The sequence below is a fragment of the Streptomyces sp. NPDC052721 genome (assembly GCF_040678315.1).
Classification (GTDB): domain Bacteria; phylum Actinomycetota; class Actinomycetes; order Streptomycetales; family Streptomycetaceae; genus Streptomyces.
Window position 1 is genome coordinate 1 of the sequence record NZ_JBFATL010000023.1, and the last position, 14,162, is coordinate 14,162.

Annotated in this window: 13 protein-coding genes and 5 pseudogenes; 7 read left to right on the forward strand and 11 right to left on the reverse strand. The window is 67.7% G+C overall.

Annotated features, from left to right (window positions below; translation table 11 throughout):
• Positions 1 to 42: 42 nt before the first annotated feature.
• Positions 43 to 476 (reverse strand): annotated as a pseudogene (locus AB0L21_RS21955) (transposase); the annotation flags it as partial.
• Between the two features lie 52 nt (positions 477 to 528).
• Here AB0L21_RS21955 and AB0L21_RS21960 point away from each other — a divergent pair.
• The 4 genes from AB0L21_RS21960 (at position 529) to AB0L21_RS21975 (ending at position 3,113) form a co-directional block, all read left to right on the forward strand.
• Positions 529 to 837, forward strand: a complete 309-nt coding sequence (locus AB0L21_RS21960) for a hypothetical protein (RefSeq protein ID WP_365785824.1) — start codon at positions 529 to 531, stop codon at positions 835 to 837.
• Between the two features lie 7 nt (positions 838 to 844).
• Positions 845 to 967, forward strand: coding sequence for a hypothetical protein (locus AB0L21_RS21965; RefSeq protein ID WP_365711026.1), 123 nt, complete (start codon positions 845 to 847; stop codon positions 965 to 967).
• 211 nt (positions 968 to 1,178) lie between these two features.
• Positions 1,179 to 1,712: a nuclear transport factor 2 family protein gene (locus AB0L21_RS21970; protein WP_365785826.1), complete on the forward strand. Its 534-nt coding sequence runs from the start codon at positions 1,179 to 1,181 to the stop codon at positions 1,710 to 1,712.
• 519 nt (positions 1,713 to 2,231) lie between these two features.
• A complete protein-coding gene (locus AB0L21_RS21975; protein ID WP_365785945.1) occupies positions 2,232 to 3,113 on the forward strand; it encodes an aminoglycoside phosphotransferase family protein in 882 nt (293 codons plus the stop codon).
• 376 nt (positions 3,114 to 3,489) lie between these two features.
• Here AB0L21_RS21975 and AB0L21_RS21980 read toward each other — a convergent pair whose 3' ends face one another.
• Both AB0L21_RS21980 and AB0L21_RS21985 read right to left on the reverse strand, forming a co-directional pair.
• Positions 3,490 to 4,449, reverse strand: coding sequence for a D-2-hydroxyacid dehydrogenase family protein (locus AB0L21_RS21980; protein WP_365785828.1), 960 nt, complete (start codon positions 4,447 to 4,449; stop codon positions 3,490 to 3,492).
• A 1-nt stretch (position 4,450) separates the two neighbouring features.
• On the reverse strand, positions 4,451 to 5,134 hold the full coding sequence (locus AB0L21_RS21985; RefSeq protein WP_365785947.1) for an enolase C-terminal domain-like protein: 684 nt from the start codon (positions 5,132 to 5,134) through the stop codon (positions 4,451 to 4,453).
• Between the two features lie 312 nt (positions 5,135 to 5,446).
• On the opposite strand from AB0L21_RS21985, the gene AB0L21_RS21990 reads away from it, so the two are divergent.
• Entirely contained in the window at positions 5,447 to 6,865 is a 1,419-nt protein-coding gene (locus AB0L21_RS21990; protein WP_365785830.1) for an FG-GAP-like repeat-containing protein, read from the forward strand.
• A 381-nt stretch (positions 6,866 to 7,246) separates the two neighbouring features.
• Here the strand turns inward: AB0L21_RS21990 and AB0L21_RS21995 are convergent.
• The 5 genes and pseudogenes from AB0L21_RS21995 to AB0L21_RS22015 form a co-directional block, all read right to left on the reverse strand.
• Positions 7,247 to 7,507: pseudogene (locus AB0L21_RS21995) on the reverse strand (integrase core domain-containing protein); the annotation flags it as partial.
• 105 nt (positions 7,508 to 7,612) lie between these two features.
• On the reverse strand, positions 7,613 to 8,350 hold the full coding sequence (locus AB0L21_RS22000) for a class I SAM-dependent methyltransferase (RefSeq protein ID WP_365785832.1): 738 nt from the start codon (positions 8,348 to 8,350) through the stop codon (positions 7,613 to 7,615).
• A 142-nt stretch (positions 8,351 to 8,492) separates the two neighbouring features.
• Positions 8,493 to 8,849 (reverse strand): nuclear transport factor 2 family protein, encoded by a 357-nt coding sequence (locus tag AB0L21_RS22005; RefSeq protein WP_365711018.1) that lies wholly within the window; start codon positions 8,847 to 8,849, stop codon positions 8,493 to 8,495.
• Positions 8,850 to 8,899: 50 nt separating this feature from the next.
• Positions 8,900 to 9,204, reverse strand: a pseudogene (locus AB0L21_RS22010) (IS256 family transposase); the annotation flags it as partial.
• Positions 9,201 to 9,332, reverse strand: a pseudogene (locus AB0L21_RS22015) (IS5/IS1182 family transposase); the annotation flags it as partial. The pseudogenes AB0L21_RS22010 and AB0L21_RS22015, both read right to left, overlap by 4 nt.
• A 35-nt stretch (positions 9,333 to 9,367) precedes the next feature.
• Between AB0L21_RS22015 and AB0L21_RS22020 the strand changes: the two are divergent.
• Positions 9,368 to 9,844, forward strand: a complete 477-nt coding sequence (locus tag AB0L21_RS22020; protein ID WP_365785834.1) for a hypothetical protein — start codon at positions 9,368 to 9,370, stop codon at positions 9,842 to 9,844.
• Between the two features lie 192 nt (positions 9,845 to 10,036).
• On the opposite strand, the gene AB0L21_RS22025 is transcribed toward AB0L21_RS22020, so the two are convergent.
• Complete coding sequence (locus tag AB0L21_RS22025) at positions 10,037 to 10,654, reverse strand: hypothetical protein (RefSeq protein ID WP_365785835.1); 618 nt, start codon at positions 10,652 to 10,654, stop codon at positions 10,037 to 10,039.
• A gap of 710 nt (positions 10,655 to 11,364) precedes the next feature.
• On the opposite strand from AB0L21_RS22025, the gene AB0L21_RS22030 reads away from it, so the two are divergent.
• A complete protein-coding gene (locus AB0L21_RS22030) occupies positions 11,365 to 12,051 on the forward strand; it encodes a DUF4253 domain-containing protein (RefSeq protein ID WP_365785837.1) in 687 nt (228 codons plus the stop codon).
• A 44-nt stretch (positions 12,052 to 12,095) separates the two neighbouring features.
• Here the strand turns inward: AB0L21_RS22030 and AB0L21_RS22035 are convergent.
• Positions 12,096 to 12,356 (reverse strand): annotated as a pseudogene (locus AB0L21_RS22035) (transposase); the annotation flags it as partial.
• A 209-nt stretch (positions 12,357 to 12,565) separates the two neighbouring features.
• Positions 12,566 to 13,591, reverse strand: a complete 1,026-nt coding sequence (locus AB0L21_RS22040; RefSeq protein WP_365785839.1) for a helix-turn-helix domain-containing protein — start codon at positions 13,589 to 13,591, stop codon at positions 12,566 to 12,568.
• Between the last annotated feature and the right edge of the window lie 571 nt (positions 13,592 to 14,162).

The window sequence follows — 14,162 nt, forward strand, 5'->3', positions numbered from 1 at the left end:
TCCTGCGGTAGGCACGGTGAATCGGAAGTAAGCGAGCAGGGCTCAGGAGCGGAGCCACAGCCGGATCGCGGTGACGGTCACCGTGCCGTGGAAGACGTACGCCCGTTTGTCGAAGCGGGTGGCCACGGCGCGGAAGCCTTTGAGGAGATTGATCGTTCGCTCGACCTCGTTCCTGCGGGCATACCGGGCCCGGTCGAAGCCGACGGGCCGACCACGCTTGCTGCCACGGTTTTGCCGATGGGTCCGCTGGCGCTCGGGGAAGGTGTGCTTGATCTGCCGACGTCGCAGATAGCGGCGGTTGCGGCGGGAACTGTACGCCTTGTCGCCGCCGAGGTGGTCCGGCCGAGTGCGAGGACGCCCACCGGCCGGGCGCGGCACACGGACACGCTCCAGCACGTGGATCATCCCAGTCCGTCGCCTGCCTGCCCCGGTGTGATCAGCACGGCCAGCGGATGCCGCCCGCCTTCACCCACGAGCTGCTGGTCGCGGTCCTGCGCGACCGCCGGGCGTGACCCGCTGGACCAGCAGGTGACCGAACTCATCGGCGAGCTCTCCGCCCGCAGCACCGATTTCAGCACCCGCTGGTCCAAGCACAACGTGCGCCGCCATTCGCGCGGACGCAAGGTCGTACACCACCCGGTCGTCGGCAGGATGGACCTCGCGTACGACGACTTCGCACTGCCCGGCGACCCGCACGTCTCCATCACCACCTACACCGCGGATCCTGGTACGCCCAGCGCTGACGGTCTGACCCTGCTGGCGACCTGGGCCGATACGCAGAAGCAGCCGCAGACGGCCAACGCCGAAGTACGCTCCGATCGCCCCCGTCACCCTTAGGTGCTCGATCTGCTCGGCCGGTCACCTCCCACCCGTCGTGGTCCACCGCGACGGCACGGTCCACGCGCCGCGGCTCGACTGCGATCCGCCACTGGGCGCGGCTGATCCCTCTCCGAGACGCATGAACTGAACCTGCCGGACGAGAACCTTCCCGTGTTCTTCGACGGGCTCATCCAGTCCGCCACCCGCGGCCTGCGCGGACAAAGACCGCTACCCAGTCCGCCGGCGGGCCCCGAGCAGGTGGACGTGCCCCTGCCCAGAGCCCTGCGCGGTCAGCCGCTGACCATCACCCTGACCGCTACGGCATGCGTCTCGTCCGTCGCTGCCCAGTAGAGGCGCTCATGGGTTTCGTGATCGCTCGCGCGAGTATTGAGGTCAGCCTGTTCGAGTCCGAGTTGGTCGAGCCGAAGGCCTGCGCTGTCTTCGCCGGAGTCGGGTATCTCGCCGAGGCCCGCTGCTGCTCGTCCCATAAGCTGATCTACGCCCAAGTCCTGGACAGGAAGCGTGAGATGACAGACGACGTACGAGTTCTGGCGCAGCGCATGTATCAGGCGTTCAACGCCCGTGACCTCACGGCGGCAACGGCGATCTTCTCCGCCGACTTCGTGAGCCACCCGTTGGGGACCGTCGGCGTCGACAGCGTGGTGAAGGCGTGGAGCGGGCTCCACGCCCTGTTCCCGGACATTCAGGTCATCGTCGAGGACATGCTCGTAGAGGCAGACAGAGCCGCAGTCCGTACGAGCCTGCACGGCATCCCGGCGGAAGCTGAGGGACAGGCTTTCCCTCTCCCCTCGATGATGGAGATCTTCCGGGTGCAGGACGGGCGCATCGCCGAACTGTGGGGCCTGTCTTCACTCAGCCGCCCTGGACGCTGAACTCAGCGTCCAGCCTCCTCCAGGAGCGTGGGCGGAATGGGTGATGGGGCTGGGGCATGTCAACGGTCCCTTCTCGCCGCGATCCGTTCGATGGCCCGGCGATCGACACCATGCGTGATGATCACGCCGCCGATCGAGGCGGGACGGTCTGTCCGGAGACCGGGAAGGTGCCGTCCTGGTGGTGTCGTTCCAGATACGCGACGTGGGTGCGGATGAAGGGTTCCGTCTCTTGTTCCGTGGCCGTGTAGTGCGGTGTCAGCGGACGCAGCGTGATCCTCTCCGGTTGAGCAGTGGCCGGAGAGGATCATGCCACCGTCGTTCCGTTCGGGCGGGGCCCACGGATCCGGCGGGCCGGTAAGCGGCCATCACTGCGGCGGATCGGCGGGGCTGGTCGTGTTCCGGGGGTCACCGAGAGCACGAACAGGCGAGCATTGGCGTGTGCCGAGCCACGACAGTTGGCACCTGGCCACGCTGGTTGGTAACGCCCTCGCTCATGTATGCCAAGATTCGAGGGTGGAGATGAACGATGTCACGCGTGCCATCGCGGCTGCGACTTCGGTCGCCGCATCGCTCGACCTGCCAGCCGACGACGCAATCGTTCTCCACAACTCGAACAAGCTGGCACTGCGGCTGACTCCATGCGACGTCTTCGCCCGGGTCGCCCCTGTGGGGCAAGAGGTTGCGCAGTTCGAAGTCGAGCTCGCTCAGCAGCTCGCCGAGGTCGGATGCCCGGTGTGTCCCTTGGAGCCTCGGGCGGACCCGCGTGTGTACACGCGCGATGGCTTCGCAGTGACGCTGTGGACCTACTACGAGCCCGTGACACCTCACACCTCACCAGTCGACTACGCCAAGGCGCTGGAGCAGCTGCACGCCGGCATGCGCAAGGTCGATGTGCCGAGCCCGAGGTTCACGGACCGGATCACGGAGGCGGAAGAAGTTGTCGCCGACCCGGATCGCTCGCCGGAGCTCGCCGACGCGGACCGCGTGTTCCTCAGCGGCAGGCTGGCAAGCCTGCGACGAGCGATCGACGACCGCGGCGCCGTGGAGCAGCTGCTCCACGGCGAGCCGCATCCAGGCAATGTGCTCAGCACGGAGAACGGCCCGTTGTTCATCGACCTTGAGACGTGCTGCCGTGGTCCCGTCGAGTTCGATCTCGCTCATGTCCCCGAGGCGGTCTGCGAGCACTACCCAAGCGTTGACCGAGGGCTGCTGGACGAGTGCCGGCAGCTCGTTATCGCGATGGTCGCCGCGTGGCGTTGGGAGCTTGGCGACCAGTTTCCGAATGGGAGGCGATTCGGAGAGGAATTCATGCGCTTGCTGCGCGAGGGTCCTCCTTGGCCGACACTCGACACGGTGACCAGGCGACTGGACGGTCCGCAGAAATCACCGAAGGTCACGTGAAAACGGCAAGGAACCAAGCGACGAGAGTGTCGCCGTTACCACCCCATGCGCACCGGCCTTGCTGCCGCGCGAACCGTGACGCCGATGCCAACAAGCGTCGCAATTCATTACAGACGCCAAGGATCTTGGCCAGCCGTTGCCAACTAGCGTGGCCAGGCCGTTGGGAGCGTTATCTCCTGTCGATCACCGTGGACCGGGATATGATCACCAGTAAGGCGGGGTCGTAGCACAGAGGTAGTGCGCCGCGACATCATCTCGGAGGACGTCGGTTCGAATCCGACCGCCCCGCCCCTTCCTGCATGCGCACCCCGCCGGGACGGAACGTCGCCCGCGCGCCCGGCCGGCCACCTGGCGGGTGGCCGGCCGGGGCATCCGGTCAGCCGAGCCGGCGTACCGGTTCGTCGGCGAGGAACGCCTGGATGTCCTCGACGGCGTGGCTGTAGTACGCCGCGTAGTTGGACTGCGAGACGTAGCCGAGGTGCGGGGTGGCGAGCAGCCGGGGCGCGGAGCGCAGCGGGTGGCCGGCGGGCAGCGGCTCGGTGTCGAAGACGTCGAGGCCGGCGCCGGCGATCCGGCCCTCGCGCAGCGCGGCGAGCAGTGCGTCCTGGTCGACGATGGCCGCTCGTGAGGTGTTGATCAGGTAGGCGGTCGGCTTCAGGAGGGCGAGTTCGGCGGCGCCGACCAGGCCGCGGGTGCGGTCGCTGAGCTTGAGGTGGAGGGAGACGAAGTCGCTGCTGCTCAGCAACTCCTCCTTGGACGCGGCGAGTTCCACGCCCACCTCGTCGGCCCGTTCCTTGGCCAGGTTGTGGCTCCAGGCGCTGACCCGCATGCCGAAGGCCAGGCCCACCTGGGCCACCCGGCTGCCGATCTTGCCCAGGCCCAGCAGGCCGAGCCGGCGGCCGTGCAGGTCGGCGCCGACGGTGGACTGCCAGGGGCCGCCCGCGCGCAGCGCGTTGTTCTCGGTGACGAGGTTGCGGGCCAGGCCCAGCAGCAGCGCCCAGGTCAGCTCCACCGGCGGGGTGGAGGAGCTGGCGGTGCCGCACACGGTCACCCCGTTGCGCTCGGCGGCCTCGTAGTCGATGACCGAGTTGCGCATGCCGGAGGCGATGAGCAGCTGGAGCCGGGGCAGCCGGTCCAGCAGCGTGGCCGGGAACGGGACCCTTTCGCGCAGGGTGACCACGATCTCGAACTCGGCCAGACGGGCGGCGAGTTCGTTCTCGTCGGCGATGTGCTCGCGGAAGATGACGACCTCGACACGGTCCTCGACGGGACTCCAGTCGGCCGAGTCCAGAGCCGCGTTCTGGAAGTCGTCGAGGACGGCACAGCGCAGTCGCATGTCAGTTGTCTCCGTACTCCGTGCTGGTCGTGGTGGCGCCGAGACCGGGAGCCGTCGGCAAACCGATCACACCACGGTCGACGGCCGCGCCGGTGAACGGGTCACTCACCGGTCCGAGACGGCCGTCCAGGTCCAGTTCGTCGGCGAGCGGCGCCAGTTGAGCCATCGCGGTCACACCGAGGGCGCTCTCCAGCTTGCAGCCCAGCATCACCCGCAGCCCGGCGCGGCGGGCGAGTGTCACGGTCTCGCGGGCGGCGAGCAGCCCACCGCACTTGGCCAGGTTGACGTCGACGCCGCTCACCCGGCCGCGCAGCCGCGGGATGTCCTGCGGTCCGGCGCAGTCCTCGTCGGCGTAGACCGGCACCGGCGAGCGCTCGTGGACGTACCGCGGGGCGTCCGGATCGCCGGACGGGACCGGCTGTTCGAGGAGTTCTACGCCGTGCTCGTGCAGGGTGCGGGCGACCCGCACCGCCTCCTCAAGGCTCCAGGAACCGTTGCCGTCGACGCGGACGCGGCCGCCGTAGACCGATCGCAGCAGCCCGGCCCGGCTGCCGTCGTCCCGGGTGGCAGTGGCTGGGCCGACTTTCCCGCAGGTGGGCGACCGGAGGTTGGGATGCCAAGGGGGGAGCGCGTGGCCAAGGCGGTGGCGACGAGCCGCCTCCGCCGGACGACGAGTGCGTCGCAGGGCTGAACATGGTGGCGGGTTTCGACGACGACTTGGCCAGTGAGGTAACCCGCGTCAAGAGCCGTCTGCACGGGCTGCTGACTTCGCTGCGCCCTGGAGCGGGTCTTGCCCACCTCTCTCTGACCGGTCACAGCCCTCGTGCGTGGTGGGACCGGTGCATGGTGGTCGCGGTACAACCATCGGTGGCGGTGAGGCGTCTGTTGTTCGTCACGCATCGCGTGATCGAGCCGCTAGCCCGCAGGACACGGGGTTGCCGGCCATCATTCCGGTTCGCGGGTGCCGTCGGCGTCCGCGGTGAAACAGGAGGTCTTCGTGCGTCACTCAGTCCGTCTTGCCGTGGCAGCGGCCCTGGCGGCCTCTCTGACCGGCGCTCTGGTGGCCGTCTCGGCCGGCCAGGCCGTCGCCGCCGGGTCCAAGCTGGCCGATGACTTCAACGGCGACGGATACCGCGATCTGGCCATCGGCATGCCGGGTAAGACGATCAGCGGGAAGCAGGACGCCGGTGCTGTTCTCGTCACCTTCGGCTCCGCCCACGGCCTGACCGGCAAGCACGTCTCCATCACGCAGAACTCCGCCAACGTCCCCGGCACGCCCGGGTACCAGGACTTCTTCGGCAGCAGCCTCGCCAGCGGCGACATGAACCGCGACGGGTACGCCGACCTGCTGGTCGGCAGTGAAGGAGATGCGTCGGGGAACGGCTCGGTGACCGTGCTGTGGGGCGGCACGTCACCGTTCAGCAGCGCCCTCGCGCTGCCCTCGGGACCGTCGTACCCCTCGCGCCTGTTCGGCTCCGACATCGCCGTGGGCGACTTCACCGGAGACTCCCGCCCGGACATCGCCGTCAGCGGGCAGACATCCCTGCGGCTGTACTCCGGCACGTTCACCCGCAGCAAAGCCCCCGCCGGCGACGACGTTTTCGGCCCCGACTCCACCAGCGGCGGGCACCTCGCAGCCGGCGACTTCACCGGCGACGGCAAGGACGAACTGGCCGTGGTCCAGCAGAAGACCACCGTCGTCTACGGCCAGGAGCCTGGCACCACCGACGCCGACTCCTTCACCGCCCAGGCCAGGCTCGCCGGCGGAGACCGCGTGGAAGCCGGAGACCTCAACGGCGACGGCCGCGACGACCTCGTCATCGCCCTGTCCGACCCCCGTCTCAATCCCAACGGACTGGCCGATCCCAGCAACGGCTCCGGCTACATCACCGTCCGCTACGGCGACCCCCGCATCAACGGCGGACTCGCCCCCTCAGGCCGCGTCTACCACCAGAACACCGCCGGCATCCCCGGCGCCAACGAGAAGGAGGACGAGTTCGGCGCGGCGATGTCCATCGCCGACATCAACGGCGACCACCGCGCGGACCTCGCCATCGGCATCCCCTACGAGTCCCTCGGCCGAGCCTTGAGGGGAGGCGACGTACTCGTGCTGCGCGGAAGCGCCGGCGGGCTCACCACCACCGGCGCCGCACGCTACTCACAGGACACCACCGGCATCCCCGGCAGCGCCGAGTTCAACGACGTCTTCGGCTCCCAGGTCCGCCTCGCCGACTACAACCGCGACGGCAAGGCAGACCTCGCCGTCTCCGCCCCCGGCGAAAACGAGGACGACGGCGCCGTCTGGCAACTGCGCGGCACCAGCGGCGGCCTGAGCACCAGCAGCGTCAGCGTCTACGGTCCCAAGGAATACGGCGTCTCCTCCGGCTCCGGCATCGGCGAAACCCTCCTCGGCTGAAGCTGGAGCATGAAGAGGCCGACGCAGCCCTCACGCACCTGTTGAAGGCGAGCGAGTACGTCATCGGCCATCTGGCCGTCCACGATGCTCGTCAGCACCGCCGCTGGGACCTGTTCCGGGTCCCGGTACGCTGCGCCCGCGCATCATCCTGATCCGGGTTGCAGTAGAGGTCGGTCGTTGAAGTTGCCATGAGGTCAATGGAGGCGTCCGACCCAAGCTGAGGTGCCGTCATCGCAACCTGTCACGGGATATTGTCGCAGCCTTCTGGTGGAGGACGATGCCGACCCTGAACTGCCACCTCTTCGCTGCCCGCCGGCCTGGCGGCACGGCTGCATCGACGAGCTGCTCCGAAACATCGCCGGCGAAAAGATGGCGGGCGTCCGAGTGTCGTCGGCTGGTGTTGGATCGAGTGGTCCAGCGGAAGAAGGACCGCCAGGCGGCAGGCGCGGGCTCCGTCGAAGCGGCGGGCGCCACGGAACGTCTCGCGTTTGAGGGTCGCGTTGAACAACTCGGCGAGAGCGTTGTCCGCGCTGGTGCCGACCGCACCCATGGACTGCTTCTCTCCCAACTCGGCACGGGAGCCGGCGAATTCCCGGGAGCTGGACTGGCTCCGTAATCGCTGTGGAAGACGGCGCCGGCCAGGCTGCCGCGGACCCAGCCCGGGCAGCCTGAAGCGCGTCGGCGGCCAGCGAGTGCGCATGTGGACCGAATGAGGCTTGCTGAGGTGGCGGGGCGGTTCACTCCGGTTCAGTCGGACGTCCGGCGCAGGATCAGGCAGAGGAAACCGAAGGCGTCCCGGTATACGCGCAGCCATTGGTCGCGGTGGGTGGTGGCTGCTGCGAGCGCCTGGGAACTGTCCGGATCGTTGGGGTGGTCCAGGGCCCATGAGGCCAGTGCCCCCGTCCAGGCCCATTCGTAGTCGTCAAGCTCTCGGCGTGTGCTGATGTGCCCGTAGACGGGTGTCCACCCATCGGCGATGACGCGGTCCACAGTGGTCGGCAGGTCGGCGAGGTTCCCGAGCATCTCGACGGCCTCGGAGGAGGGCTCGCGGGCCCAGAATCCGTCACCGATCAGGACGCGTCCCCCGGGAGCCAGGTGCTTGCGTGCCGCCGTGAGGGTAGCGAGCAGGCCACCGAAGGCGTGCGTGGCGCCGACGCTGAGCACCAGGTCGAACGCGTGGGAGGCGGCGAAGTCGGCGGCGTCCTCGTGGTGGAGGACAAGGCGCTCGTGCACGCCAAGGGTGCGCGCGGTCTCAAGAGCATGCGCCAGCGAGCTCTCGGAGACATCGACGCCCTCGGCCCGCAGTCGCAGATGCGTGGTCAGGGCACGCACGAGCCACTCTCCGCCGCCGCAGCCGAGGTCGAGTATGCGCTCATCGCCGCGTGAAATGCCGCGGTCCAGCAATCGGCGCACCGAGTCGTCGTCGAGCGGGGCCGCAATCGGATGATCCGCATGGGCAAGCCTGGAGATCTGTTCACGGTTCACCGGCCGAGCCTGACAGGGGCGGAGGCGGCACGCACCTGCTTTTCCTCCAGAGCCGGAACGCTGCGCCGGCAGCCACCGATCCACAGGGTTTGAACAATTACTCGGGGCTGGAGCAATCGTCAAGAATTGTGGATCAGGAGCGTCAGGGAGTGCTCCGGCGGTAGGTCCACATCTCGGTCATCTGACCGTCGAGGAGCCGGATCAGCCAGATGAGATGGCTGTCGATCGTGCCTGGGCGACTTTCGTGGCCGACACCACCGACCACTGACAGCAAATCGTCGGTGCCGAGAATCGTGTCGATGTGGAACCGGAGTCCTGGTCGGCTGGCGTGGGTCTGCGTGACGGCGCGTTGAACGTCGGTGGGCCCGGTCACCTCTGGGTGTGCATGGTCGGTCCAGTCCGGGCTCAGCACTTCCGAAGCGATCGAGATGTCGCCCGTGTTCCACATCTGGAAGTACCGCTGCACGACGCGGTGGGAGGGGGCCGCTTGCGCGTCCATCGTGTTCTCCTCTGCTCCTGGGGGGACAGCCTGCGAGATGAACCGTAAGATCACGCGGCTGGCGTGTCTGTGCGTTCGGCCAAGACGCCGTTCTCGAATCGGGCGCCGGAGCGGACCAGGGCGACGAGGTGGGCTCCCGTGATCGCGCGCCAGCGGGCCTGGGCGGAGTCGACGAGCTTGAATACCATTGCGAGGGCCGCGGCCGGGCTGCCGGCGCCCCGGGTGACCTTCGTTCGCGGCTTGACGGGGGAAGAACGTCGACTCGATCGGGTGTCCGCAGGTGGACCCAGTGCTCGGCTGGGAAGTCGTAGAACGCCGGCAGCTCTTCCCGGTCGTTGGTGATCTTCGCGACGGCCGGCCCTTGCGGACCGGGTCCACGCCCTCGCGTCGTAACGCGGTGATCGGGTTGCCGAACTGACGTCGGCTCAGCCCGGTGAACGGGGCTGTCCAGGACGGCTCGGACGCCGTGATCACACCAGCCAATGCCAGATCGTCTCAAAGATCGGCGGCATGGCACGATGACCGTCATGTCAGGTCAGGTCTGGGTGTCACTCATATCGCTGGGCGGCGTTGTCCTCGGCGGCGTGTTGTCCTACCTCGTTCAGCACAGGACTCAACTCTCGGCGGAACGCGCTGAACAGCAACGGCAGCAGATCGCCTTGTCGGAGGCCCGGCGCGGGGAACGGCTCGCGCTGCTGGAGCGGTTCATCGAGGTGGGGGCCGAGGCCGAACGCTGTGCCTTCAGCCGGCCTTCCGAGTGGGAGCGCACCGACGCCTGGTTCCTCACGGCCCGGGACGTCATGAACAGGCTGTGGGTTGCGGAGCGGCTCATCCGCATCCACTTCCCCCTGCCCGTACACGACGCGGCACGCGCGTACTTCCTCGACCTCAACCGGACGGTGTGGGAAGGCTTGCCTGACGGCGAGAGCGTGCGGGACTACTTGGAGGACAACCGGCTGGCGTTTCTGGACGCGGCCCGCGCGGTCATGGGGTAGCACACTGCCGACCCCGGAGATCTTTTACGGGACAGGCCTTAGGTGATTCGAAAACCGGTGCGTTGGTGTGAACGGCGCGGAACCACCAGAGTTGGCGCCGCGTGATTTCCGGGAGACCGCGGAGGCCCCCCGGGGGCCTCCGCCTGCTGCCGCTTGCGTCCTGGTTACCCGAGCTGTACGGCCGCGACATCCTCATTCTTCATGGGTGTACCTGCCGGGCTTGAGTTTGAAAATAAACTGTCCGGTGCCGTAGCAGTCTCCACGCTCTCCTCTTTGGCCGCCGTCTTCCCAGTTGACGGCGAGCTGAATGGGCTTGTCAGGCCGTACAGGAACCGTCTTGTTGACCTTGAATTTGGTGATCTTCAGCCGGTTGGGCCGGTATCGGGGAATTTGCCAGTATTCCTTGAGCCAGACCTGCTTGCCGTCGGTCCCCCTCGACAACTTGAGTGATCCATAGGTAACTTCTCGCCCCCCTTGCTGCCAGAGATCGAGGGACCTGACTTGGATACTCTTCTTCGTGACCTTGCCGAGATGCCAGACGACGCTCTGGAAGAAGTACGCCGTGGACCTGCAGGTCCGCAGGTTACGTCGATCCCGGCCGACGAGAGCGCTATGGATGGTGTTCGGCCTTGAGCGGATCTCGGCGACGGTGGTCGTACCCGGCTTGGACGGCCTGGCGGTGATGTCGGCGGTGGTGGTCGGCCCCGGCTTGGACCCGGCTTCTGCGATTCCACTTGATGCCAGTAGGGTCGTTGCCGCGATGAGGAAGCTGCCGCAGACTTGGACGCCACGCCCAGTTACCTTATTCATGTCATCCCTTCGTGGAAATCTTCATCCGATATCGAAATCAGTTCGAGTCCACCTGCACGGCCTTTCGGCTCCGGTCCGGCTGACACGACGGTCGTGCAGCCAACGCGTCCGTCAAGGCAAGGTTGCTCCTCAGCTCGCGCATGCGCCCTTCCGTGATCCCCTTACATCTCCGGGAGAGGGGGAAACGAAATTTCAGGTCAACCCGAATGCCATTCCGATGCCCGACTCTGCTCATAGAATTCGCCATCACGCTGGTATCGGTCCCGTTCGCCAGCGCGCGCTTTCACGATAGGTGACAGCGGCATGGATTTCGTTAGCACTGAGTGCACGCCTAATTGGCGATACGTCTACTACTCGGCGATGCGTGGACTGACTGGGCCGCGGTACTCCTTGGGTGGCAGGCCGTAGACGGATCGTGCGCTTGCAACGCCTAACACAATGGGGTGGATCAAGGCTGACGGCCATGCGGAGGGGCAGCTCAGACAGCGCTGAAGCCCACGGCACGCTGCGGACGTTGCCGTGCGGGCATACCTCGGAACCCGCGTCTTCCCGGATCAGGGACGGGCGGTGTCAGTGACCGCGGCTAACGTGCGCGCATGTTCTCATCACTGCCCGATGGGCTTCCGCCAGGCCGTTGCCTCCCCGAAGTCGTCCGAGGTGACGCCCCGCCACCGCGCATGTGGCTGTCCGAGGAACCAGTTTCGGATCCCGTGGAGTCGTGGTCGCACTGCCAGAGTGCACGGGAGGAATCCGGACTGTGGCCACTGCTCGTCTCCACCCTTTACGGACCTGGGCGGCCCACCGCCCTCGCGGCCGTCGACGCCCTGGACCTTCAAGACGTGCTGGAACGGGACTGGCGCTCCTATCGAGCCTTCCAGCTCAGGCAGCTTGCGGCGCCGCAAGAACCGGAAGACCTGCCAGAGGGCGTCGAACCCTGGGACGAGGATCCCGGGGCGCCGTTCGACCGCTGGCCCGGCCTGGCGGCCGGCATCCCCTCCCTGGCCGGAGCCGACTCTGATGCCGCCGCCCGCACCGCCATCGCCCGGCTCATGGCCGGCCCTTACCGACTGCCCAAACCTCACCTGGCCCTTGTTCCGGCCACCCGCTCCGCCGACATTCCCGCGGTCATGGGCTGGCAGGCGGAGGCTCCTTTGCCCCTGCTGTGCGCCCTGCTCCGCAGTTGGGAGGACCGCTTCGGTGCGCGGGTCGTCGCCTTTGACGGCGCAATGATTCACGTCTCCGTCGCCCGCCCGCCCCGGGACGCCGATCACGCCACCCACCTCGCTCTCGAACACGTGCTGACGGGCGCCGACAACGTCAACGACGGCACCGTCCCGTATCCCGACTACGCCGCCTCACTCCTCAACTCTGCCCTCTGGTCCTTTTGGTGGGACTGACAACGGCCGACGCAGCGAGGTGAGCTGTCGGTGTGTGATCAGGTGCGGCCCCACACGCCGGCCCGCGACCAGATCATGAACCGACGGTGGGCGGTCGACTTCGATATGCCGAAGCACGGCGGCTAGGCCCGCCATGCACAGCCGCAGACCAGCACGTAGATGATCGCAGCGAACAGCGTCTCATCAGGCGTGTTCTGTTTCCCGCCGCCCTGCGGCCGTACCTGTTCCTCCGGAATCAACGGCCTCGCAAGCTCCCACAGGCCATTGGGAACAATCCAGCTCCATGTACCCCGCCCCGCGCCCAACTGCCATGGAGGACACGGTCAAGACGCCATCTCGTTCAACGAGTTCGATAGGTTGCCGTGGTGGGGATCGTTGGGCGGCTGGTGCCGGATGAGTTGTGGGAGCTGTGCCAGCATGTGGTGCCCGGAGGCGCTTTCACGGCTCGCTGGGACGAGCCACTCGTCGTTGACCTGTCGCCGTAAGAACATCCTTCGCCCCTCGATCGCGATCGTCATTCCCCTTCGCCCTCGTTCGTGGGCTGCGTGCATGCCGAAGGCTCCTCCAGCCACCCCCGGCGAGCAGCCTGGACCGCGGCCTGGAAGCGGGTGGTGGCGCCCAGTTCGGTCATGAGATGGCGAATGCGGCGCTGGGTGGTGCGCTGGCTCCAGCCCTGGGCGCGGGCGATCGCCGTGTCCGAGCAGCCTGCGGCGAGCAGCTTGACGAGGGCGAGGTGGTCGGGATGGCCGGAGGTGGCGGGTGGAGCCGTGGGCGGTGTGGGGGCCTGAAGGGGGGATCCGCGGTCCCACTCCGCTTCGAAGAGTGCTTCCAACGCGGTCAGCATCGGTGAGCGGTTGATCAGGTACGCGGCGAGGTGCCCGCCCGGGGCGAGGCTGAAGGGGATGACCGCCTGCGCGTCGTCGACGATCACGAGTTTGATCGGCAATTGTGGTCGCACGCGGGCCTGTTCGCCGGTGCGTATGCTCGGCAGGATGTCGTCCCGGAGGCGGCCCGGCCAGGCGACCGCGCCCCGGTCGTAGAGTACGCGGTGGGTGACGCCCGAACGCTGTCTGCGGCGCTGGTCGTCCAGATTGCTGCCGGGGCGGTCCACGTAGGGCGGCCGGTCGAAGGTGCGGATCTGACGGCGGGCGCCGGCGGTGAGCCTGCGGACGGCGGCGCTGATGTCGTCACGGCCACGGAGCACTTCTACCGCGACGTCCGGGTCGGCGATCCGCTGCGCCTCGCGGTGTCTGTCGGCCAGTTGGCGCACCAACGCGCGAGCCGTGTCGAGCTGCCGTTCGCGTTCCTTGATCAGTTCGGTGACCGCGACGTCGGGGGCGGTGGCGGCGAAGCGTGGAGGGCGGCCGGCCGATCTGGTCGCGAGACCCTCTTTCACCAGGATGGACAGCAGCCGTCCCGCCGCGCTCGTACTCGTCCCGCATGCGCTTGCCACCTCGGAGGCGGTGCTGTGGGGCAGACCGATCAGCGACGTATAGACACGCTGTGCTTCATCGCCGAGTCCGACGACGTCAAGTTCCATTTTCCCTCCGGTAGTCCGGCCGTCGACCGCGGGACCGCCGTCCTTGTCGCATGTCTGCGCGACGGAGCCAGTCCCACGGCCCGACCGCCGTTCTGAACGGAGACCGGCGCTGTCTTGTTCCGTTCTCGCCGCTGATGCCCCCATGCCGGTCATGGCCGGCGGTCGGCGGGACACCACGGACCTCGGCCTGGGACCAGGGGCGCGGACTGGACAAGCCGCTCCGCGGCCGTTCGGCGCTCCTGGCGCGCCGACGCGTAAGTGCCACGTCCGCGCTGCCGAGGGCTCGGCCTGTACGCAGCTCTGCTTCCTGCCCGCCGACAAGAGCGGGAGGAGTACCGCCGTGATCTCGACGCCACTATGGCGCGGCAGCTCGATCCGAGCCGTGTATACCCTCTCGGTTTCCGGCGGCGTCATCTTGTGTTTCCGCTCCGCCAGTTGCTGGCCGATAGCTGCCACCTGGCGGTAACCGGCCACCTCGACACCCTAGCGCCGCTTCCGCGTGCATTGGCATCTTCACTCCGGTGAGGCGGCGTTGACCGTCAGATGGCGCTCGATGCACATCCCTTGGAAT

Bases quoted from the DNA above. Each gene is read 5' to 3' on its own strand.
- AB0L21_RS21980 (WP_365785828.1), bottom strand. From the start codon at position 4,449: ATGCGACTGCGCTGTGCCGTCCTCGACGACTTCCAGAACGCGGCTCTG.
- AB0L21_RS21970 (WP_365785826.1), top strand. From the start codon at position 1,179: ATGGGTTTCGTGATCGCTCGCGCGAGTATTGAGGTCAGCCTGTTCGAG.
- AB0L21_RS21975 (WP_365785945.1), top strand. From the start codon at position 2,232: ATGAACGATGTCACGCGTGCCATCGCGGCTGCGACTTCGGTCGCCGCA.
- AB0L21_RS22025 (WP_365785835.1), bottom strand. From the start codon at position 10,654: ATGAATAAGGTAACTGGGCGTGGCGTCCAAGTCTGCGGCAGCTTCCTC.
- AB0L21_RS22020 (WP_365785834.1), top strand. From the start codon at position 9,368: ATGACCGTCATGTCAGGTCAGGTCTGGGTGTCACTCATATCGCTGGGC.
- AB0L21_RS22005 (WP_365711018.1), bottom strand. From the start codon at position 8,849: ATGGACGCGCAAGCGGCCCCCTCCCACCGCGTCGTGCAGCGGTACTTC.
- AB0L21_RS22040 (WP_365785839.1), bottom strand. From the start codon at position 13,591: ATGGAACTTGACGTCGTCGGACTCGGCGATGAAGCACAGCGTGTCTAT.